The organism is Arthrobacter sp. NtRootA1 (assembly GCF_019976975.1).
Taxonomy (GTDB): Bacteria; Actinomycetota; Actinomycetes; order Actinomycetales; family Micrococcaceae; genus Arthrobacter; species Arthrobacter aromaticivorans.
The window spans coordinates 1166269-1187956 of sequence record NZ_AP024630.1; the positions used below are offsets into that span (position 1 = coordinate 1166269).

At 59.6% G+C, this 21688-nt stretch carries 19 protein-coding genes; 10 read left to right on the forward strand and 9 right to left on the reverse strand.

Going from position 1 to position 21688, the window contains the following annotated elements; genetic code table 11:
• The first annotated feature begins 221 nt into the window (after positions 1-221).
• The 3 genes from LDN90_RS05510 (at position 222) to LDN90_RS05520 (ending at position 6412) form a co-directional block, all read left to right on the forward strand.
• Positions 222-3173, forward strand: a complete 2952-nt coding sequence (locus LDN90_RS05510; RefSeq protein WP_223948269.1) for an AAA family ATPase — start codon at positions 222-224, stop codon at positions 3171-3173.
• Positions 3173-4393, forward strand: coding sequence for an McrC family protein (locus tag LDN90_RS05515; RefSeq protein WP_223948270.1), 1221 nt, complete (start codon positions 3173-3175; stop codon positions 4391-4393). The genes LDN90_RS05510 and LDN90_RS05515 overlap by 1 nt, the downstream gene beginning before the upstream one ends.
• A 660-nt stretch (positions 4394-5053) precedes the next feature.
• Positions 5054-6412, forward strand: a complete 1359-nt coding sequence (locus LDN90_RS05520) for a hypothetical protein (protein WP_223948271.1) — start codon at positions 5054-5056, stop codon at positions 6410-6412.
• Between the two features lie 762 nt (positions 6413-7174).
• On the opposite strand, the gene LDN90_RS05530 is transcribed toward LDN90_RS05520, so the two are convergent.
• On the reverse strand, positions 7175-7465 hold the full coding sequence (locus tag LDN90_RS05530; RefSeq protein WP_223948273.1) for a hypothetical protein: 291 nt from the start codon (positions 7463-7465) through the stop codon (positions 7175-7177).
• Positions 7466-7892: 427 nt separating this feature from the next.
• On the opposite strand from LDN90_RS05530, the gene LDN90_RS05535 reads away from it, so the two are divergent.
• The 5 genes from LDN90_RS05535 to LDN90_RS05555 all read left to right on the forward strand — a co-directional run bounded on the left by LDN90_RS05535 (position 7893) and on the right by LDN90_RS05555 (position 12998).
• On the forward strand, positions 7893-8507 hold the full coding sequence (locus LDN90_RS05535) for a dihydrofolate reductase family protein (RefSeq protein WP_223948274.1): 615 nt from the start codon (positions 7893-7895) through the stop codon (positions 8505-8507).
• 330 nt (positions 8508-8837) lie between these two features.
• Positions 8838-9686, forward strand: a complete 849-nt coding sequence (locus LDN90_RS05540) for an alpha/beta fold hydrolase (RefSeq protein ID WP_223948275.1) — start codon at positions 8838-8840, stop codon at positions 9684-9686.
• Between the two features lie 846 nt (positions 9687-10532).
• Positions 10533-11420 (forward strand): Ltp family lipoprotein, encoded by an 888-nt coding sequence (locus LDN90_RS05545; protein ID WP_223948276.1) that lies wholly within the window; start codon positions 10533-10535, stop codon positions 11418-11420.
• Between the two features lie 644 nt (positions 11421-12064).
• Positions 12065-12538, forward strand: a complete 474-nt coding sequence (locus LDN90_RS05550; RefSeq protein ID WP_223948277.1) for a hypothetical protein — start codon at positions 12065-12067, stop codon at positions 12536-12538.
• 46 nt (positions 12539-12584) lie between these two features.
• Positions 12585-12998, forward strand: coding sequence for a hypothetical protein (locus LDN90_RS05555; RefSeq protein WP_223948278.1), 414 nt, complete (start codon positions 12585-12587; stop codon positions 12996-12998).
• Between the two features lie 121 nt (positions 12999-13119).
• On the opposite strand, the gene LDN90_RS05560 is transcribed toward LDN90_RS05555, so the two are convergent.
• The 8 genes from LDN90_RS05560 to LDN90_RS05595 form a co-directional block, all read right to left on the reverse strand.
• Complete coding sequence (locus LDN90_RS05560; RefSeq protein WP_223948279.1) at positions 13120-13674, reverse strand: hypothetical protein; 555 nt, start codon at positions 13672-13674, stop codon at positions 13120-13122.
• A gap of 377 nt (positions 13675-14051) precedes the next feature.
• On the reverse strand, positions 14052-14603 hold the full coding sequence (locus LDN90_RS05565; RefSeq protein WP_223948280.1) for a hypothetical protein: 552 nt from the start codon (positions 14601-14603) through the stop codon (positions 14052-14054).
• Positions 14604-14877: 274 nt separating this feature from the next.
• Positions 14878-15396, reverse strand: a complete 519-nt coding sequence (locus LDN90_RS05570; protein ID WP_223948281.1) for a hypothetical protein — start codon at positions 15394-15396, stop codon at positions 14878-14880.
• 214 nt (positions 15397-15610) lie between these two features.
• Complete coding sequence (locus LDN90_RS05575; RefSeq protein WP_223948282.1) at positions 15611-16414, reverse strand: nucleotidyltransferase domain-containing protein; 804 nt, start codon at positions 16412-16414, stop codon at positions 15611-15613.
• Between the two features lie 382 nt (positions 16415-16796).
• On the reverse strand, positions 16797-18041 hold the full coding sequence (locus LDN90_RS05580; protein WP_223948283.1) for an NAD(P)/FAD-dependent oxidoreductase: 1245 nt from the start codon (positions 18039-18041) through the stop codon (positions 16797-16799).
• A complete protein-coding gene (locus LDN90_RS05585; protein WP_223948284.1) occupies positions 18031-18804 on the reverse strand; it encodes an alpha/beta hydrolase in 774 nt (257 codons plus the stop codon). Before LDN90_RS05585 ends, LDN90_RS05580 begins: the two co-directional genes overlap by 11 nt.
• A gap of 56 nt (positions 18805-18860) precedes the next feature.
• Positions 18861-19724 carry an SDR family NAD(P)-dependent oxidoreductase gene (locus LDN90_RS05590; RefSeq protein WP_223948285.1) on the reverse strand — a complete coding sequence of 288 codons (864 nt, stop codon included), beginning with the start codon at positions 19722-19724 and terminating at the stop codon, positions 18861-18863.
• 67 nt (positions 19725-19791) lie between these two features.
• A complete protein-coding gene (locus LDN90_RS05595; RefSeq protein WP_216924809.1) occupies positions 19792-20157 on the reverse strand; it encodes a TfoX/Sxy family protein in 366 nt (121 codons plus the stop codon).
• Positions 20158-20366: 209 nt separating this feature from the next.
• Here LDN90_RS05595 and LDN90_RS05600 point away from each other — a divergent pair, with 209 nt between their 5' ends.
• On the forward strand, positions 20367-20999 hold the full coding sequence (locus LDN90_RS05600; protein ID WP_223948286.1) for an MBL fold metallo-hydrolase: 633 nt from the start codon (positions 20367-20369) through the stop codon (positions 20997-20999).
• A gap of 239 nt (positions 21000-21238) precedes the next feature.
• The gene (locus LDN90_RS05605) at positions 21239-21442 is read left to right on the forward strand and encodes a cold-shock protein (RefSeq protein WP_011773907.1); all 204 of its coding nucleotides are present in this window, start codon (positions 21239-21241) and stop codon (positions 21440-21442) included.
• Positions 21443-21688: the final 246 nt, after the last annotated feature.

Here is a 21688-nt window from a genome sequence, read left to right on the forward strand (position 1 = left end):
GAGAGGCGAGTTGAGCCGTCATAGTGCCGATGGTCCTGTGTCCTCCGCGGATTCGCGCATTGTGGTGCTAGATATGTAGATGGCCGTGAGCGCTGAGTGATGTTCCTCAAGGACCACGCCCACGGTGTGGCTGTGGTTGCGTCGATTGAGCAGAAAATGGAGTACTTGATGTCCCCTTGTGTCGAACGCGGATCTGTGTTGCTGCATAGGAGGAACGCGGCATGAGCGATCCCAAGTGGCGTCAATTCATGGAGTTTGGCGCAGTGTTCGCTAAGACGGTTGATCTGGACGCTGACGAGTACAGCTATAAGATCGCAGTTGCAGAGCGGCTCCGAAGGACACGGGAGACCTTCCTCGGAAAGGATCCGGAATGGTTCGAAGCGCTTCGGCGGGACATCTCTTCATCCGGGTTGATGAATCAATACTTCATGATGCGGCTGGTTGACCTGGGCCGGACAAACCCAGACGACCTGTGGCGGGTGATCGCCTTGCTGTGGGAAGGTGACTTGGATACCCGGGACATCAATAATTTCACACTTGCTCTTCGCCCATACAATCCCGAGCAATTTTCTGTCGGCGGCATCATAGGTTTCGCGTCGCTGCTGCTGATGGGGCGGGATCCATACAACTTCCCCCCCTACAGGGCACGAGCAGCCAAAAAGTTTCTAAAACTGGTTGGGTGGGATGACAGAGGCGCCAGCGGCGACCCCGCTCGCCGTTATGAACTTCTGTTGGAAGCGCTCGACGAAATCGTCCGGCTGGCTCCCGAACATGGAATCAAGGTCCGCGACCGGTTGGATGCCCAGGGACTGATGTGGACCGTGATGAATGTAGATCCCACGGACGAGTGGAGCATCCCCGACAGTCAAGCGCTTCGGGCTTGGAGGGGCGACAAAGTAGAGACTCTAAACAACGGGCTTGGCGGTGCACTACCCCTCGAAACGCCGGCACGACGGATCATCAGTGCTGGTCTTCGTGGGGAACCTTCGCCCATGGATGGCCGGACCTACACGTGGACGTCGGAAGCGGCGAAGGATCTGGCCCGTCGGAGCACGAACACCGACGTCGGTCCTGGCTCTTTTATGGCCAAGCTGGAGCGTCAGCTGGACGGCGCCGCAAGGGAGACCGTCCTTTTGGCGGCGGAACTGGTTTATCTTCAAGTCCTTCCCCTGGAAAACGTGACGGCCGGGACGAAGATCGCCCGCGTCGAGAAGGTCCTGTCCTGGGTGCCGGAGGGCAACGTTGAGTTGCCGGAGGGGCTGCGCGAAGGACTTCAAGCCAAAGGTGCCTTCAACGGAGGAGTGGGCTTCAACATTCAAGTCGCTGACCATGTGGGCTGGCTCAGTCGGTTTGTGGAACATGTGACGGAGCAGCCAGAAAGCCTCATAGACAAAGCTCTGGAAGACCCTTGGGCATTCATTGCCCTCACACAGTCCGTCCCCAAGGACTGGCCAACAATCCGCTACAGCCTTGAGTTTCTGGCATGGCCGCATCATCTTCAGCCCGTTGTCAGCAGAGATCACAGGATCAAGATCCGGAATGCCTTCGCAGGAATCATCGGAGGGCCGACGGGCGATACGGAGATCGAGATTGCAAAGGACCTTCTCAATATCCGGCGGGCACAGCAGGGTGCCTTTGACGAATTCGTCGAGTGGTACGACGAGCCGTACCTGAGCGAATGGCAGCCTTCGAGCGGTGATGCCGGGCGACGGGCTTGGCTTGTTCGCCAGAACCAAGGCGGCATCGCGATGGTGGACTCATGGCTTGGCCAAGTCTTCGTCTCTCTCAGAGCTCAACACCTCGGCTCTCCTGCCCAGGGGAGCAACTTTGACCAAATACAGGCGGCAGTAAATGCCGGCTACCAGCACATCGACTACGCCGAACGCAAAGTGCGGGCCCAGGAGTTCTACCGTTTCCTCACTCAGATGAAGGTGGACGATTTCGTCCTCACAGCCTTCGAAAGCAACCTCTACCTTGGCGTCATTACCGGCGAAGCGGAGTACGCCGACGACGAGACCTCCGGGTTGCGGCGACAGGTGGCCTGGCGACAGGAACCCATCGCCAATGATGACCTTCCGGCACCGATGCCACGGCTGTTGGAGGAGCAAGGTTCTGTTGTTGACCTAACCGATGGTCTCTCAATCATTACCGCGTGGTCCGAAGCCGAACCGGTCTTGAGTGGCACTGAACCGGTGCCGGCCCCACTGCCGCAGGTCGCCGTCGTACCTCAACTGCGCGAGGCAACCACCGATCTCGCGACCAGGCTGCATGTTCAGCGCGACGACGTGCAGGAAGTTATTCGCCTGCTCCAGACACGCCAGCAGATCGTTTTCTACGGTCCGCCAGGGACTGGTAAGACGTACTTGGCGGGGAAAATCGCACGGTTTCTCGCGGGCGAGGAACATGGAGACCATGTCAAGACGGTGCAGTTCCATCCGTCGTACGCGTATGAGGATTTTTTCGAGGGCTACCGTCCGGCCAAGTCCGACGGCGCCAATGTCGGCTTCAGTCTCGAACCTGGCCCTTTACGGCGAATCGCCGCTGAGGCGTCATTGGACGGAAACCGGGACAAGCCCTATTTCCTGATCATCGACGAGATGAACCGGGGCAATCTGGCGAAGATCTTCGGTGAGCTGTACTTCCTCCTGGAGTATCGCGACCAAGGCATCAATCTGCAGTACAACCAGCAACAGACATTCGTCTTGCCGCCAAATCTTTTCATCATCGGCACGATGAACACCTCGGACCGCTCCATTGCCCTCGTGGACGCTGCCATTCGCCGACGGTTCGCGTTTGTGGAGTTGCATCCTCAGGAGGGCATGATCTCCGGGATGCTCGAGCGCTTCTTGGAGGCCACAGGCAAGCCGGCCCTACGGGCTGAACTCTTGAATGCGTTGAACAGCGAGATCGAGGCCACGAACCGCGACTTGATGATTGGGCCGTCGTACTTCATGAAGCCGCACGCTGAGACGGACCAAGGACTGGCCGAGATCTGGAAATATGAGTTGTTGCCTTTGCTTGAGGAGCAGTACTTTGGGCGTTTGAGTCGGGAAAGGATTCGTGAGAAGTTCGGACTTGAGGCCATACGGCGTAAAGCCCGCTTGGACATCGGACCCACTGATAGCGCGCCGGACTCGTCTGTGTCGGAATTTGGCGACGAAGCTATCGTCTGATGCCGAGAGAAATCGTACTCGACGAGTTGCAGGGGTATCCGGAGCCAGTCGAGCTGGACCGTGAGGTGGCTGCCACGCTGCGGGACACTGGCCTGGTTTCCGTCGTGCCCGCGCATGGGGATGCTTGGACCATTCTGCCCGCCGGGAAAGTTGGGGCAGTCCAGATCGACGGCTTGTTGGTTCGGGTGAAGCCTAAGGAAAAGGTGGGTCTCAGCCGGCTGCTATTTCTGCTGGGTTATGCGGCGGACCCAGGCTTTCGAAGGGACAACGTAATTGGTGCTGAAGATGACGATCTCTTTGCTGCACTGGGTGAGTCGCTTGCGAGGCACGGCGAACGAGCGCTTGAACGTGGGCCACTGAACAGTTACGTGTCTCTGGAAGAGGCGCTACGGACGGTTAAGGGCCGAATACGTGTCGGTGACCAGATGAGCAGGCGTCCTGGACTGCTCCTGCCTCTCGAAGTTTCATACGACGACTACACAGCTGACGTAGCTGAGAACCAGATTCTCCGGGCCGCGATTCGGACGATGATGCAGGTTCCTCGGCTGCCGGACACGCTCCTGGGACGTTTTTCTCACCTGGATTCGAAGCTTGAGGGTATTTCTACTTTGAATCATGGGGCCGTGTTGCCGGCCTGGACCGAATCCAGAATCAATGGCCACTATGTGCCAGCACTGAGGTTGTCCGAAATCATCCTTCAGAACATGTCCGCCGAAGCCGGGGTTGGCCATCGCATGGTTGCCTCCTTCGTAGTGAATATGGCCACTGTATTTGAGGACTTTGTAGGCACTGCCTTGAAGGAGGCGCTCGAGCCTTATGCGGGGCTGACGGAGTGGCAATACGAAGCATTCATGGACGAATCGGAACACGGTTTCCGGAGCAGCGACCGAGTACGGATGTTTGTGGACGTGGTGCATTCCGTCCGAGGCCTGCCGGCGATGATCTTCGATGCCAAGTACAAGGCGGCCTCAGCAAGCGGTGCGTATCCGAATGCTGACCACTATCAGATGCTTGCGTACTGCACGGCTCTCGGAGTGCCGCGTGCTTGGCTTGTTTATGCGGGGAGTGGAGCTCCGCGTGTTCGCCGAATCCGGAACACGGGTGTGTCTGTGGTGGAATTCCCACTGGATCTGTCGCAGGAGCCGGAGGGGCTTCTGATGCGGGTGGAGGAGTTAGCGGCGGAGGCGTACGCGAGCTCACTCCGGATGAATCTCGTCTAAAGGCATCAACCAGAGTATTCGGTCAATGTCGAGTTGCTTCATGGGAGGTGCCAACGGGCTTGGACTTCTTAGATGCTGCCCGGAAACTAATTACGACACAAAGTCTTGATCTGTGAAGATTGCGACGTCCTTCCACGTTGTAATGGCTTGAAAGCCGAAAGTTTGGAACAAGATGTACAAATATTCTGGCACCTGCTCGAGTGTTGTAACTGAGCTCCGGGGTCAAACGGTTGCAATAACCGGCAAGGTTCATATTTTCGGAGAACACGTGAAGCGATCAGTCTTGGAGCAGGATTTACAACGACACGGTGCCCGTTTCAAGACGGATGTTACGGGTCAAATATCCTTGCTGGTTCACGGGGACCTCACAGGACAACCCGTCACAGACAAGACACTTGAGTTCAGTCAGAAGTTGCTGGGGGTGCTTGGTCAGGATGTACTTGAGCATCACGTCTGCGTAGTGTCCTCGGCTGGACTCGAATCGCTCCTGGACGGCAACCATGCACGTTGCTTCACACTATCTGATGGCGCAAGGCTCGATGCTGACGGCAAGTCAGATCCAGGGTGAAGGAAATGCCGACTGGGTCAGGCAGATAGCTGCGTACCCCACATACACTCAAACCGGAGAACGATCTTTTGATGCCGACGACTTGGGACACAATGGATAACGAGATTCAACTAATAAGTGATGGCGATGGTTTGGCGGTCATTGGCGACCCAAACGCCGTCGAGCGCTTCCTCGTCTCCGAGGGCTTGGCCTCAAAGGATCTCGGACTGCAAAGACTCTGGCCCGGCATTGGCGCTGCGGCAGGTATCGTTCAGTCTGGTTCCGAAATCGCAGCCAACTCTGGGCGATGGGTCAAGCTCACCGAGGAATCTGCACAGCTCGTCAAGAAATACGGCCTTATGAAGAGTTCTACGAGCGGGCTTAATCTGGGCGTTGTGCAGGCCAAAGGCGGGCAGATCAAGGGCATCGTTCAATTCGCTAAAGTGCCAGGGGCTCTGATCACCAACCCAGCCGTCCTGTCTGGTGCTGCCGGAATCATGTCACAGGTCGCCATGCAGCAGGCCATGGATGAGATCACCGATTATCTCGCCGCCATTGATGAGAAGATCGATGATCTTCTGCGTGCCCAGAAGGACGCGGTGTTCGCTGCCATGATCGGCGTGGACATTGAAATTGAAGAGGCATTGCTCATTCGCGAGCACGTGGGGCGGGTCTCGGAAACTACATGGTCGAAAGTTCAAGCAACATCAACCACCTTGAAGAGCACGCAAGGATATGCGCTACGTCAACTCGATGCCCTCGCAGAGAAGATTGAACGGAAGAGCAAACTGGGTGACGTGGCTGAGGCCATCGCTGAAATCGAACCGAAGGTTCGCGAATGGCTCGCCGTGCTCGCTCGTTGTTTCCAGCTTCAAGATGCTGTTGCCTTGCTTGAACTCGACCGTGTGTTGGATGCCTCTCCGGATGAATTGGACCAACATCGTCTAGGGCTGAAGGCTGCCCGGCATCAGCGCTTGAAGCTCATTTCGCAAAGCACCGAGCGACTGTTGTCCCGCATGGATGCCGCCGCAGAGAAAGCGAATACTAAGGTGTTTCTGCAGCCGGGGGCCTCCCGCGCTGTTATTCAGACCAGTAATCAGGTAGTGACTGGTGTAATTGACTTCCACGGGACACTTGGTATTGACCTAGAACGGCAAAAGCTTGAGGCAAAACGCTGGATAGATGCGGCCACAGAGCTAAAAGACAAAGCCTTAGTAGCTGGCGCAGGTGGTGTAGACACGGCTAGGCGTTTGAGCGCAGAGACAGTCGATCGCGCTAAGTCAGCGACCGAAAAAGCCATCGAAACCGGCGCGGAGGGCTTCGACGCCACCCGGCGGATCGGCAGAGAAACGTTGGATGAGGCGAAATCAGTGACAGGAAAGCTTTCGAGCAGCATTTCCGAGCGGGCCATGCGCCGGCGTGGCCGCGAAAAGAACGGGAATGAAGGGGACGGCCAGAGTCCCGTGGAATAGCTACCGGTGACGGTAGAAGCAGCACTTTGCTCTTCACCCAAACGCCGTCCAACATCCAACTCACTCACATCACCGGCTGTCCCAACGGCCGGCTTGCCGCGAGAACGAAGCTTCCTAAGCGGAAAAGCGGTGGACCCCAATATCAACCCACGGCGAGGCGTCAGTGACAAGGTCAAGCTGCTGCAATGCCCACTCCCAATCACTCAGCTCCTGCTCCAGCCGCACCCTGTCGCCACACGAGCCTGCGCGAGCCGTCAAACACTCGCTTCTCCTCGGGAGTGAGCCGGCTTAAGACTGCCCTCGACGGTGCACCTTTCACGCCCCAAGCATCCGGTGTTCCAACAGCGTCGCCTCATCCATCAGCGCACTCGACACCTGCGGATGCACGGCCCGCAGCTGATCCAGAATCCGGAAGCCGTGGGTGTCCGGGTCACCCCGGTACTGGACCTCGCATTCTTGCAGACAGGTGGCGTCCCGAAGCGATAAAGACCCGTAGCCCGTCCCGAAGAGCGTCCTCCCTGCCGTTAGCCACCGGCAATTTGGGCGGCAAAATAGTCCGCATCCAGCCCACCCCACCAACAATCGGGGAATAATGCCGGGTCAGCCACGGCAGCCCCAGTACGCACAGTCCAGCTTGCTCCTTTACACCACCGGAATGCTTGGGGTAGCCCCATTCGTCCACCACCGGCATATCGATGAATCTGAAGTCGAGTTTGTACCCGGTCGCCTAAAGGACGGTCGTGATGCCGGAGCTGGCCAGGTTTAGCTGCGCCCCCTCCGATGGCAGCCAATCATCCGCCGCCCGTGGAGGCTGCTCCTCGGCATCAATACCCGGGGCCGCAATGTACGCGTCATTTGCCTTGCCTTAACGCTGGACTCCACTGCCGCGAGACGTTCGGGGAGGTCGTCTCCGACCGTGATGTCGCCGTCGATGCCGGAGAGCAGCGGGTTGGGAGCAAAGCGCAGCGCGGGGGAGGGGAGAACCTGGGTGGTGAGGGCGTTGACGCCATACTCGGGGCCGCGCTCCCTTCGGGAGTTTGCCGACCGTGGCACGCACTTGCACGTCACTGGTGCCGCAGTCTCCGGACCGTAGGCACCACTGGGACACGAGGCGTTAGGCTTCTTGGACGGCATCGTAGGGGGCCGATTTTGAAATGACTACTGCTTGTAAGGTCCGCGTTTTGCACATTGCTGCCACCGTCCTGCTGTTGGGGGTGTGGGTCTACAAACCACTAAAGTGATCGACGAGTTCTGATGCATTGCACTTCTCGTGCTCATCGCGGTCCTAGCGACGGTTGCTTGGCAATTCTTGAGAGACGGCAGGACGCGGAGAAGATGAGCGACGGCGCTTAGCCAGCCTAAGGCGCTGCCGCCGTCGACGACCTTCTACGGTTACCCATTGCCCTGCAGCCCCACCCGTGGAAGCCTCGACTTGATCCTGTCGCCGGGGTGACGACGGGCAGCAGGGAAGGAACCCGACATGGGACTGATCCATATTGACCTGTTCACTACGCTGGACGGCGTCGCGCAGGCGCCCGGCGGTCCTGAGGAAGATCCGGAGGGTGGTTTCGAGTTTGGTGGCTGGCAGGCGCCTCTGTTTGACGATGTGGTTGGCGAGCAGGTCGAATCGGGGATGGTGGGGATGGACGCGCTGCTGCTCGGGCGCCGGACCTACGACATCTTCGCTTCGTATTGGCCTCACCAGGACAGTGGAATCGCGCGGTTGTTCAACCGGATTCCGAAGTACGTGGCCTCGCGCCAGCCGTTGGATCTCGAGTGGGATAGCTCCTCGCAGCTGGGTCCAGATGTGGTGGCTTCCTTGCGTGAGCTGCGTGGCAAGCACGAGAACATTCACGTGATCGGCAGCCTGGATTTTGTGCAGACCCTGTTCGCTGAGCGGCTGTTCGACCGGCTGAATCTGTGGGTGTATCCGATCCTTCTGGGCCGTGGGAAGAAGGTGTTCGCCGGTGGGGTGGTCCCGACGAGCCTTCAACTTATTGAGCCGGTGGTCGCCTCGCCAAAGGGTGCGTTGATGCAGCGCTATGCTCGGGTTGAGGGGAGGCCTGGGGCGGGAGATATGACCGAAATCGATTAAGGCTCCGCTCATGCGCCCACCCACGAGGAGAGCTGGGCTCGCCTTTGGACCATCACGATGCTGGGAGGCATCCTGGCAGCCTATGCAATGGCCTTCGCTTCCTTGATCTTGGTGCGCCGAGGCCGGCGCTAATGACTTCTACTGGACACTGGTCCGCTGCTGATTGCTGCGCCGCCCAGTGAAGATCGGCTTACTAGGCGGCAGGCCACGCGTGAGGGGTGCACGTTTTCTCAAAATCTTGGCACGCTATTGCAACCCGCAGGTAAGTTACTGCAAAGTAACTAAGGATGCCGTGGACATAGGGGTTCGCGGCCAAGAGAAAGGCAGGCCATGCGCCGATTTCGACTAACCGCCGTCCTCGCCGCTGCGGCGCTCACGATTGGACTCTTCGCCGCACCCGCGGCTCAGGCCGACTCGATCTCGCCAGACCCGCCCGGAGCCAATGACTGGACGTGCAAGCCGTCGAGCGTTCATCCATATCCTGTGGTCCTCGTCCCGGGGACGTTCGAGACAATGTACAAGAACTGGGCGCTGCTTTCACCAGTGCTCAAGGACCAGGGGTACTGCGTCTTCGCGCTCAACTACGGGGTGGCCAACGATCTCCCCGCCAGCGGGGCAATTCGGAAGTCCGCAGCTGAGCTTGCGACGTTCGTGAAATCAGTTCTCGGCGCGACGGGTGCGAAGAAGGTCGATCTGGTCGGGCACAGCCAAGGCGGGATGATGCCGCGGTACTACATCGGCTTCCTCGGCGGCGCCAAGTATGTGCACCACCTCGTCGGCATTGCGCCGTCGAACCATGGCACTCAAGGCCTCATCGCGCCGTCGCCCGCGGGGATGATTCTCGACACGACCGCAACCAGCACCCTATGCCAGGCCTGCGCGGACCAGTATGCCGGGTCGGCGTTCATGGCCGAGCTCAACTCGATCGGCGACACCGTACCCGGCCCGTCCTACACCGTCATCTCGACACGTTACGACGAGATCGTTACCCCTTACACGAGCCAAGCTCTCGTTGGGCCGGTGAAGCAAGTATCCAACCTTGTGCTTCAGGACTACTGTCCTCTCGACACTTTCGAACACGATCAATCTCCTAACGATCCGAACGTGTGGTCCCTCGTCTCCAACGCGCTCCTCCAGAGCGGCCCCGCAGATCCAACGTATCGCCCGCAGTGCGTGTAGCGGGCAGTATCCCGCCTCGTATTATTGGTCCCCACCGATAGGTCCGCAGATTTGCCGCCCCCACAATCGATGCTGGTGGTGTCCCCATTCCTTCGAACCAGGCCATTCCAAGCGGGGACACTTCCCCAAGTTGTGACTTGATCCCACCTATTGAGTTTCGTGATCGCTCGGTATAGCACCAGGCGCACGTAAGACGATCCCTCATCGTGCTTAGGACTTCGAGCGTCGACGGCGGGCTCGGGAGGCTGCGGTCGTTGAGTATCGAGCACTTGTTTACCGGGCAAAGAAACCCCCGGCGGTTACCAGGGTAAAAGCGTCAGGGACCCCTTTGTGTGCAGAGCCTTTACGGCTATCTGGACCGGCATTCCGTGTCATCATAAAGGGTGGTGTTTTCAATGCCACCGACGCCTGTCATGCACAAACGAAGGCAGCCCATCCCGGAGTACCGTCGGACCCCGAGAGAACCTTAGAACCGGAACAGTCCTCCTGGCGGTCTTCTTGTTGCGCTAAAGGGCGACCTGCTGGTTGGCGAGTCAGTAAGGTTCCTATTCCACTCGACAACCCGGTGTGGTACGAATGGGACGAGCGCAAGGAACCGTCTTGCAGTTTAGGGTCGGTCCGAATATTTGGCAAGGTAAGGACTGAAGTGCTTTCACTCGGAGTTGTTCTACTAATCCTTGGTTATATTTTTAACATTGGAATCCTGATAACTATTGGGTGGATTCTGGCTGTTATCGGCCTGGTGCTTTTCCTGCTCGGTGCAATCGGACGCCCTCTTGCCGGAAGACGGTACTGGTACTAATAGCCCGGTTGTGAAGTCGCAAACGAAGTTCAGGAGTCCCACCGATGTCCGACACCACGCCCCCAGATGGACGAACGAATCCAGCCGCGCCTGTGCCACCTGAGGGGCCCGCGGCTCCTGGGACAAAGCCGAAGAAGGAGAAACGGAAAGCTGGGCTAGGTACCTGGGCGCGGGCCTTGGGCGTCATCGGCATCATCTTCGCGTTTACGCCAGCGGCAGGGTTTGGGATCTTCCTCGGTGTTGTCGCACTGGTCCTAGGCATCATCGGGTTGCTGCGGAAAGCGCGTGCCGCGCGCGCCGGCGTGATTCTCGGTGCACTTGCGCTGATCCTCGGCATCATCTTCGTAAACGTCTACAGCAGCAGGTCGTCGAGTTCGCCAGCGCCTGCCGCATCCCCAACGGGTAGTTCCTCGGCGCCCGCTGCAGCTCCCGCGCCCGCCGTTACGTCGAGCGGACCTAGCGGAACCGCAGCCCAGATGCAGGCCCTGGCCGCAGCAAAGGGCTACCTGGCATCAGGCATTGGCTTTTCAGAGGCTTCGCTTACCAAGCAGCTCACTTCTAGTGCAGGTAACGGGTTCCCGCAGGCCGACGCCCAGTGGGCTGTTGATAACTCCGGTGCGGACTGGAACGCGGAGGCCGTCAAGGCGGCGAAAGGCTATCTGGCTTCGGGCATTGGCTTCTCGGAGGCTTCGCTTACCAAGCAGCTCACTTCTAGTGCTGGCAACCAGTTCACCCAACCGCAGGCCGAGTACGCTGTCGCCAACTCGGGCGCGGATTGGAACGCAGAAGCCGTCAAAGCGGCGAAGGGCTACATGTCCTCAGGCCTGGGTTTCTCCCGCCAGAGCCTGATCGCCCAGCTAACTAGCCCGGCCGGCAACCAATTTACTGCGCCGCAGGCCGAGTACGCCGCCGATCAGGTGGGATTGAAGTGACCGCCTGCTTCTCATAATCCGCATGAAGCGCAAATTAGTGTGACACCGGGGGATGATCGGGCGACTAAGACGATCTTCTCCCTCGGTGACGCGTTTCGTTCATCCGAAGCGTCTACAACTCACCCGACGCACCGTGACTAATGGCTTGCCGCTGAGGAAAGTTGCCGAGGGGTTCCCATCGCAACGTGCTGCGCACCTGGCCGAAATCCTGCATTCGCATCCGCGTTAACGAGGCGTCCAAAGGAGAACAATCCATCGGGCATGAGCAGTGCGAACACGCTACCCGGCCTGTTCTTCTTCCGAGAAGGGGTGAGTACCCGCATATTGTTTCCACTGGGTCATCATATTTCGAACCGAATTGGGCAACTCTACCCTTATGGACGTGGGCGCTTGGTACAAACCAACAACCCAGCTCCAGACATCACACTCAAGCATTGAGAAAGCAGATGTGCGGTGAAGCATCCGTTGCCGGACACCCGCATTTATGGGGAGCCGGCTGTGCTGAACCCGACTCTACAACTTCGGCGAGCCTCTCCAGTAACTTTCGGCTGGCGGCGAGTTGGGTAATCCTTGTACGCGCGACTTGCACCTTATGGGGTTCCGAGTGGGACACGAGCTAGGCTGGCGGGGTGCGGATCGACGGCGTGGAACTCTGGGCTCTGCTGTACAAGTTGGACGATCCAGCGCACCTGGAGGCGCCGCAAGGATTCGACTGGAATGCCGCGCGCCGACAGTTCGACTGCCTCGTCGCACGGCTCAACACCGCTTTTCAGACCACGTGTGAGACGGATCGGAGTATCGAGGACGCCTCGTATCACGCCGAGGTCACCGTTCCTGCCGACGCAACGGCTACCGGAGGGAACCTGGTCGTCCGGGTCTCGAACTTCGGCAATCTCGCCGTCCTGGCGCTTGAGAACCCGGGGGCTTATGACCAAGAGGAGTTCGACGCGCTTGTTCACGAGAGTGACCTCACACGCATCTATGAGTGCCTCGACGAGGGAGACTACACCCTCGTTGCGGAAGCGCCGCTTTGGGAGCCCTACGACGGCCGCGTGACCGCTTGGGTGTTCCTGTCAAGCAAGCCGAGCTGGTGGATCAGGTACTTCGACTACCTATAGCCGGCCAGATAAATGATGCTTACAACTACAGGAGAAACGACTGCAAGTGAACAAGATCCTGATATTCACTTTCGTGGCTCTGTTCGGTTTAACTGGTGCCTACTGGGGAAGATACCGTTTCCCCTCCTTGAGGCCGGGATCACCTATGGACAGGCTTCTTGGCGTCATTAATGTGTTTGGCAACGTAGCAGTCGCCCTGGTGGGAATAGCGTTAATCATGACGACCGAGTTTTCTGGGACACCGGCGCTGGGATTCATTGCATCGGCGCTGCTTCTCGGTTCCGTGTTCCTCTATCGCGTGCGGGCTCCAGATTTGAGAATGGCATTTGCCAGCAATAGCGGGCGCCGCGGACAACCCCACGATCAACAGCGGAAGACGAGATGGCCCTACACACTTACCTACATGGCCGGGTACTCGTGCGTGATTGCCTATATCTCGACCATCCTTAGTCACCTATAAGTACCGACAACTTCCCAACCAACTGTGAAATAGATGGCCGTGAAGCTGGCCGATCCAGGATGAGACGATATGACACGTGTCCCCCCAACCTTCGGAGAACCGGGTGCCCGTTCAAGGATCGTCAGTGGCACTGGGCCTTGGCTACCAGATAGCTGGTTTGGAGCCCCTCCAGCCCGTTGAGCTTAGTCTGGAGTGACTGCATGCGGGCATTGGCGGCCACAATGCCCGCAGTGTCCCCGGTGCTCAGCGCCTTGCTGGTATCGGAGAGCGCGTTGATGGTCTGAACAGCCAAGTCCATGATTTGGTCGGCATACTGGAGGGCCTGAGTACATGGGTAGGGAGTCTGGGCCACAGTCTTGGTCTGGGTGACGGTCTCGGTCGCCGTCACGGTCGGAATCGGCCTGGCCGACGCCTCGGAGGAGGCGGTGCCGTACCCGTTGTTGTAACCGACGGTCGTCCCAGCAGCCGTTCCCAGGGCGACCAGCGCGAGAGATGCCAGCACTATCGCAAGGATCCGCCGTGGCTTGCGCTGGCTCCGCGGCCTCGCCGGGGCCTCATCTATGGGTTCGGGCGGGTAGGGCGGCAACGGAGGCTGCCAAGGGGCCTTCGGCCCCGGGGTGTAGTCGCTCATTTGCTGCCCGCTGTGCTGCTCCTCCACGAGCTGCCCCCAATCCAAAATGTGGCCTTGCTTTGGTGCATTTACGCTCGCATGCAGCCGCACCCGCGGGCAACACTTGCCTGTACTCGTCTTTCGGACGCGCCCACTACGGGGTGGAACAGGATACGCCGGAAAGGGGCAGCACCAAGCGCTATCGCCGACGAACGCCGGTGGCAACCGAGGCTAGCCAGCTCCCGCCCCTGGTCCACTCTGGGGCCAGCAACGTCACGGCGAACCCAAGGTATCAAAACATTGTCCTCTAACCCCGCTGCACCACCCCCGCCACCGTTGAGCCGGCCGCGAAACTGGCCAAACCGCTGGCCTGCATGCGTCGCCCCTCAAGGCCCCTACCCCTAGCACCCGCCCGTAAGCCGATCCTTCAACGGGACAATGGCTCATTCGCTGCCAAGACCACCACGACCGGCCGATGCACCGTCGAAAAAGACGGCGCTGATGGGCTCGAAGAATGAGTCCCAGTCGGCGACCTCGGAGCCAAGGGTCGCGCGGTCATGATTTGCGTAGTTGGGCGGTGCCTCCGTCAGTCCCAGCACATCCCCAGTAAAAAAGGCTGCGCTCTCGGCCTTCAGCGACAACTGGGCACCTGGAGCGGGCCACATTCCAAGCTGCAACGCGAAGAGTCCGTCAATCGATTGCGGCTCGCAGCCCGCAACAGTCCAGGCCGTCAAAGGAGTGTCCCGGCTGGGCCCGGACCACGTCATCTCGCGGACACCATGGGCGATGAGGACTCCGGTGTTCGTCTCCCGCAATTGGAGGGCCACCCGAAGCTCAAACAACAATCCCGCCACGCCAGACAGAACGTCGAACTTAACGCCGAGGAGTTGCGCTTCTTGGAGCGCGCCTGCCTCCGTCAGCGGGTCCGTCTCGGGCATCGGGGTGTGCCGGAGAAGCTCGTAATCCGGGAGCAGAAGATCACCGATCCTCATCATGGCAGGGGAAGGTAGGCGGAGGAATGAGTGGACAGCATCGTCTGGCCAACGAGCATGTTTCTGATTTGTCGAGTGCCGTTCATGTAGACAGCGTAGCGATCGTGGATCCCTCACCGTGCTGCCTGGGTTTAATCTTGGTAGCGTCGGATAAACAGTGTGTCAGGCGCTTTTCGTGTCCTTAGGCCCTTTTGGCAGAGGTGAACGCTCACTGCCTGGAGTCCATCGATGACTCCAAGTTCGGGCTCTGCGAACGATGACAACGAGGCGGAGTAGTTCAGTCATCTGATGCGACGATGACGTGAAGTGTGCGAAGAAGGCGATCAATCACGATGAACTCGTGGAAGCCTAGGTTTCCGGTGACGAAGCCGTAGTCATGTTGGGCTTCCCGTGGGGGATTGCGTAGCTTCAGTACAGTGCCTGAGCCCAAGAGTGAATCGATGGATTCCAGCCTTTGAATGACATCGTGGGGCTGGGAGTATTTCGCGTCCGTCCAGTCTTGGTCATTGGCCCAGATGGCGATGTCGGTCTTCGCCGCTTCGGCCGTCGATGGCTCGAACAGATCCGGGTGGATGGCATCAATCCTCCACCGCCCATGGATTCCCCATGCGCGGACTTCCGCCGCCGAGGGAAAGGGGGAGGCGTAGTCGTGCTGGTACCCGGGGCTCTCGATCAGGCTCTCAAGAATAGATTGGTCGTCTTGGTCCGGGTCGATGAGGAAACGCGTCAAATGGACCCACATAAAGGTACCGGAATCGAGATGAACAATTTCATCTCCGACAAGAGGCAATGTCATGGCTCAAATGTATTTAGGTTCGACCACTGGACCAGACGGCGCGCGCAACTGACGATGTCCTACTCAGCAGACGTGAGCACGTTGCCGCCGATTGCAGGCGGAAGCTGTCGAGAACGAACTGCCCTAACCGCCCGCAAGTGGATCCCTCACAGGGACATGCCTGCAGCGGAAGGATGGGACTGGTTCAACTTAAGGAAGAACGCTCGGCTAGCCGCTAGAGGATGAAGCCGAGCTCGCGGGCCCACAAGCGCTTGGTCGCGAGTTCGAGCTCATTTGGCCACACAGCGTGGCAATTGCGTGCCAGCCGATGTGCCCTCCCTAGGTACTCGGCTGCGATCACTTTCAGCGCCTGGAGCAAGGATGCCTCGCTGACCGCGGTGGAAGGCAGGGAACGAAGACAGTCCATCTGTTCGGCATTCAAACGCCGCGTAGTCCTCTTGGCTCCAGCCTCTGCCTCTACCCCGTTTTCCGCAAGCATCAACTGAATCAGGAGCCGATCTCGCATCATCGTAGTTATATGGAGCAGGGCTATCAGGTCGTCGCGGTGATGGGCAGCGATGGCTGTCCCCATGAAGTACAGGAAGATCCGAACTTGCTGTTCAGGGAAGTAGGGATCGGCAGGACCGGGCAGGGTCCCGGCCGTGCTCGCAACCCTTTCCTCGGCCCGATCCAAAAGCACCTCACGCTGGCAATCCGGCAAATTCTCGGTGGTTGAGTGGAGAACGAGGTCGATGTGGATCCAGTCGGGCGTGAGGCATATCAACGCTCCTGGCACCCCGGGGATCGCGTCGGCCAGAACAAGCGGAACGATCGCGCTCAACCAGCCTTGTGCGTCGAACGCTTCCGACTCCTCGACCAACAGATGCAGGTCAATGTCGCTCCAGTCGTCGGCCACACCTTGCGCGATCGAGCCTTCGAGCCACGCTGAGCGCACCCTCTTGTCGTCCCTGCACGCGGACACCAAGGCGTCAAGGGTGGGCCGAAGTCGGCCAGGGATAGTCGCAGCAGCCTTTGTCATCCTCGAATTCTTCCATTTGAACACCACTGCGCCCGTCAGCCGGTCGATCATCGTGCTAGTGAAACCGCCGACAGCTTCCGTGCAGTTGCTGGCTTGGATCACGTACGTAAGACCCGCACGATGAGATGCGCGATGACGCGGGGATTACTGCAACCGTGTTTCCCCATGTATGACGGGAATGAAAATCGGCGCGTCTCAACGAGCGATCAGGATCTCACTGCACAGCGTCGTTTGACCCAACGTCCTGCGAAGGCCGGAACATGAGCTGCCCAGTCCAACTCAGGCCGTTAGCGCGCTGAACACAAAGGCCCTCGTGCAACGACAGAGCAGCGGGCAGGTCGGTTACTTCTTTCCGGCGGGCCCGGTGTAGTTGGCTATTTGTTCACTCAGCAACCTTGCCCGCCACGTACTCCGCGTCCAGCCCCACGCCGCCGAGGATCGATGAGTAGTGCCGAGTCAGCCAAGGAAGCCCTACGGCGTACAGGCCGGGCTGTTCGGTGACGCCTGCCGTGTGTTTTGGGTAGCCCCACTCGTCCAGCACTGGGATGTCGATGAAGGACAGATCGAGTTTGTATCCGGTGGCCCACAGGACTGACGTGATGTTGGCCTGGGCCAGGTTTACTCGCGCTGGCTCTGAGGGCAGCCAGTCGTCCTCTGGTCTTGGAGGCTGCTCTTCTGCGTCGATGCCCGCGGCTGCGATGTAGGCGTCGATGGCTTTCCGCATTCGCTGGTGGAAGCTGGATTCGACTATTGCGAGGCGTTCGGGAAGGTCGTCGCTGAAGGTGATGTCGCCGTCGTCGATGTTCTCCATACGGCCGTGCAGGTGCATGCCCCGGCGGCCGAGTTCGCGGAGGTGGATGTCGTGGCCGCCGTCGGTGCCGGAGAGCAGTGGGTTGCAGGCGAAGCGGGCGGCGGGGGAGGGGAGTGCCTCGCGGGTGAGGGCGTTGATGCCGTAGCCGGGGCCGTGTTTGGCGGTTTCGAGCATCCAGTAGATGAGGTCGTGGCCGCGGTATCGGCGGGGTGCTTCGGGGCAGGTGGAGACGGCGAGGTGGACTTCGCGGCCGGCGTCGTGCAGTTCTTCGGCGATCTGACCGCCGGACTGGCCGGTCCCGACGATGAGGACTGCGCCGTCGGGCAGCTGGTTTGGATTGCGGTAATCGTGCGTGTGGACGTGGACGATGTCCTTGGAAAGGCTGTTAGCCAAAGCCGGGATCTTGGGAACCTGGTACGCGCCGGTTGCCAGCACCACCTTGCGGGCTTTCATGTGGCCGAGCGACGACTCAATGCTGAATCCGCCGTCAGGCGAAGTGGCCAGCCGCGTTACGTCCACGCCCGTGTGGACGGGAGCGCTGATCACCTCCGCGTATCGCCTGAAGAGGTTGACCACTGCGTTGCGGGGAATGAAAGCCTCAGGCTCGTTGTCGGCGTAGGGCATGCCGGGCAGGTCCAGGCTGAAGTTCGGCGTGTTCATGTAGAACCCGTCCCAGCGATCCTGGAATGCGCCACCCAGGGAATCCCGACGCTCCAGTATCCGGTGCTCGACGCCGGCCTGCGTGAGCCAATAGCTCGTCGCGAGTCCCGCCTGGCCTGCGCCGATGATGACCGTGTCTATTGGTTTAGTCGGCATTGTTGCTGCCCTCGGCTCGTTGCCAATGCTCGCGCAACATGCCCGCGAGCCTCCCGGGTTCAATCCGGTGTGGGGGATCGAAGTGGTGGCGTTCCTCAAACACCTCCACACGGTAGTCCCGGAAAACAGTGGACAGACGATCGGCGATGTCACCGTACTGGTCTGGGTTGCTCAGGCCGCCCAGCACATACAGCACGGGACGTTCAAAAGAAGCCAGGCGCTCGCGGTCCAGACGATAGCTCCGGAAATCCTTCAGGAACGCCCTGATTCCGGCAGGCCGCTTGGCCATCCACGGCGGCGGGTCACCCGCCGGCGGAGGCGGAAGGACGACGTCGGGCCTCACCGATAGCCTCATGAACTCTGCCATGAACTGCTCCGGAGGCAGCGGCTCGAGCGTGCCCAGCTCGTCCCAGAAGCGGGAGTGGGCCTGACTCCAGCCCCAGTCACCGGCCCAGGCGGGTTCCAAGAGAGTGAGGCTTAGCAGCCGCTCGGGATACTTGGCAGCGAAGGCGAGGGCCGCGGCTCCGCCGCCCGAGTAGCCCACGAGGTGAAACGTGTCCCAGTTTTTGGCGCCTGCCTCGCGCAGGACGCCGTCGACCTCCGTGTCGAGTGTCCAGTCCGACGGCGGCTCGTCGCCCTCATAAAGATCCAGGTCCTTGGCCACGGCGTCGACGTCCGGGCCCAAGGCCTCGAGCAGCGCACCATAGGCGGGCCCCGCAGGAAGGACACTGCCCGGAAGGAGGACCACTCGAATGGGTTCCATGGCTGCACTGTACGCCTGGAGATGCGAGTGCGGGAGGGCTCTTCACCGGTGGAAAGTCACAAGATCTTGGACAGGCGGGTGCACTCTTCCCAGAGCCGCTTCCGCGCGGCCGGATCAGAGCCCATGCCCGGCGTCGGCAGTTCCTTGCGTTTCGCCCAGAGCTTCCCGGACACGGCGGCAGTCTCCGGCGCGGTGGCCAGCCAGACTGGCGTATCGGCAGCTTTCTCAGCAGTCGCGCCGAAGGTGTTCGTCATCCAGCGGAAAGGTCCGCCGACGTCCTGCAATAGCGCGGTGTGCTTTACGAGGCCCGGGTGCACGGCGTTCACCACAACGTTGGATCCACGGAGGCGCTCCGCGAATTCCTGCGTCAACAGGACCCGCCCGAGCATTGTTGGAGGAGTGGAGCGCAGGTAACTGTAATTGCCCTTGGCGGTTTGCAGATCGTCGAAGTCGATCTTGGTGGTGGAAGGGCCTCCCGAATACTTGGAAGCGATGTTAACGATCCGCGAAGTCCGCGCCCCGTCCGCGCCCACGCCGCGCTTGAGCGCGTCCAAGAGCAGATTCGTCAGCAGGAAGTAGCCCATCACGTTGGTGGCGAACGTGAGTTCAAGCCCGTCCGGGGTCACGTGACGCTCCTTGCGGAATACTCCAGCCGCGTTGACCAGGACGTCCAGCTTGTCGTGGCGCGAAAGGAACTCGTCCACTGCCGAACGGATTGAGGCCTGGCTTGAGAGGTCGCAGGCGAGCGGTTCGAGAACCACGTCTGGTTCTGTGGCGCGGATATCACGGATGGCATCCTCTGCCCGGGCTTCTGAACGTCCAACCACGACGACGGACGCTCCTTCGCGTGCAAGTGCAGTGGCGATGGCGTTACCCAGGCCGCCTGTCGCCCCGGTCACGAGCGCTGTTCGTCCATTCATGGAGGGCATAGCTTGATCTCAGCACTTATTGGCAGGTTTGGCGAGGGTTCGCCGAGCTCAGGAAGCCTTAGTTCTTGGACCGCTTTTCCTTGGGTGCCTTCGGCGGCAGACCTGCAACATGGTCAAAGGCCTTGGCCACCCAAGGCTCGGCCTGCGCGGCGTCGTCGTTCCACGCTTCCGGCAGGCCGACATAACCGCCCATGGGGCGTTCCTCGGGACCGAAAGGTTGAGTTTCGTGATCCGACTCGAGCTCGGCCTTGTCAGCCTCGGAAAGTCGGACGCCGATGGTAGGGCCGAACAGACCGGCGAACATGTTGCCATTCACGAAAGCGCCGAGGTTGCCGAACATGGGTTTGACCACGACGTCGGGATGGTCGGGCAGCACTGAACGGAAACGTTCCTTGTCGGCATCCGACGGCTTGGGCATCTGCATTGCTCGTCCTCCTGGGTTGTACCTCCATGCCCACTGTACGCAGAACATGAGAATCAGTCCGGAAATCAAACAAATGGGTTTGCCTCCTCGACGGACGCGCCGACCGATGGGAGTCTGGAGCATGGCCACAGATCCCGGCGCGCGCTGGGCAGAAGGATCTGTTGCCTCCGGGACACATCACGGCCTTGATGTGGGACTGAGGTGAAGAATTGAATCCTCCCGCTGCAATCCGTGTTACTGCCATTCGTGTCGCCGAATTGCTTGCCGAAGGCGAGGCAATGCCGGTGTATGTGCACGTCATCGACCACCCCGAAGGGCGCGTGCTGGTGGACACCGGCATGACTCAGCTTCATCCGGCGGTGGCCGACATGGAGCCACGTATTTATCCACTGAACGAGCAGGACTTCGACATCGACAGCGTCGACATTGTGGTCAACACCCACCTGCATTTTGACCATTGCGGTGGTAACCACCTCTTCGCGGGCAAACCCGTCTACGTTCAGCGTCAGGAACTTGACGACGCCCGCAACCAGGACGATTACACCATCCCGGAATGGGTCGACCCACCAGGGATGGAGTACGTCACTGTCGACAGCGAATTCGAACTTCTTCCCGGAATTCGGCTCGTTCAGACACCAGGACACACTCGGGGCTCACAGGTCGTGGTCATTGACGGAGACGGAGCACCTACCGTCATCGCCGGTGACACAGCGGTCTTTTTCGACGAACTCGAAAACCCCCGCACCGAAGGTCAGCAGCTCATTCGCTCCCTGAATCCTGCAATGGTTTGGCTCTCGCACGCGGACACGCCATGGACACCGGGAGCTTCAGTCACCCCGTGACCGCTAATTGCCCTCCTCAAAGGGGGTAATCCGGCCATCGGATTGATTAATCTGACGTCGCACTAGCTATCTGCTCAGATCTATGTAAACTTGACGGTGTTGTTGTGTTTGGCATTTGGTAGTTCAGGCAGTCCCCGTAATCCATCTGGATCGCGACCTTCTGAAGTAACGGTGGAGAACACCCCACACCGGAGACCCGAAAGTCGGGAGAATCTCCACCTTCAGTAAGGACTGAAAAAATGGCTACAGGTACCGTGAAATGGTTCAACTCCGAAAAGGGCTTCGGCTTCATCTCTCCTGAAGATGGCAGCCAGGACGTTTTCGCTCACTACTCTGCGATCAACTCCTCGGGCTACCGCTCCCTCGAAGAGAACCAGAAGGTTTCCTTCGACGTCGAGCAGGGCCCCAAGGGTCCCCAGGCAGTAAACATCCAGGCTATCTAGTCTTCGGATAAGCAAGAAAGCAGGGCCGGTCATTGACCGGCCCTGCTTTTTGTTGTGCCCAGGTGGGGCATTAGCCGTGGGCACTTGCCCTTCGCTCGCCGGCCGCCATAATTACTGCATAGCCGCAGAATGATGGGTCGGGATGGGCCTGTTTGCCAGCCTGTCCTGGATAAGAGGGTGCTGCATGGGCAAAGAAACATCAGGAACCCGCTCCCCATGGGTCCTTCCTTTACTATGGCTCCTCAC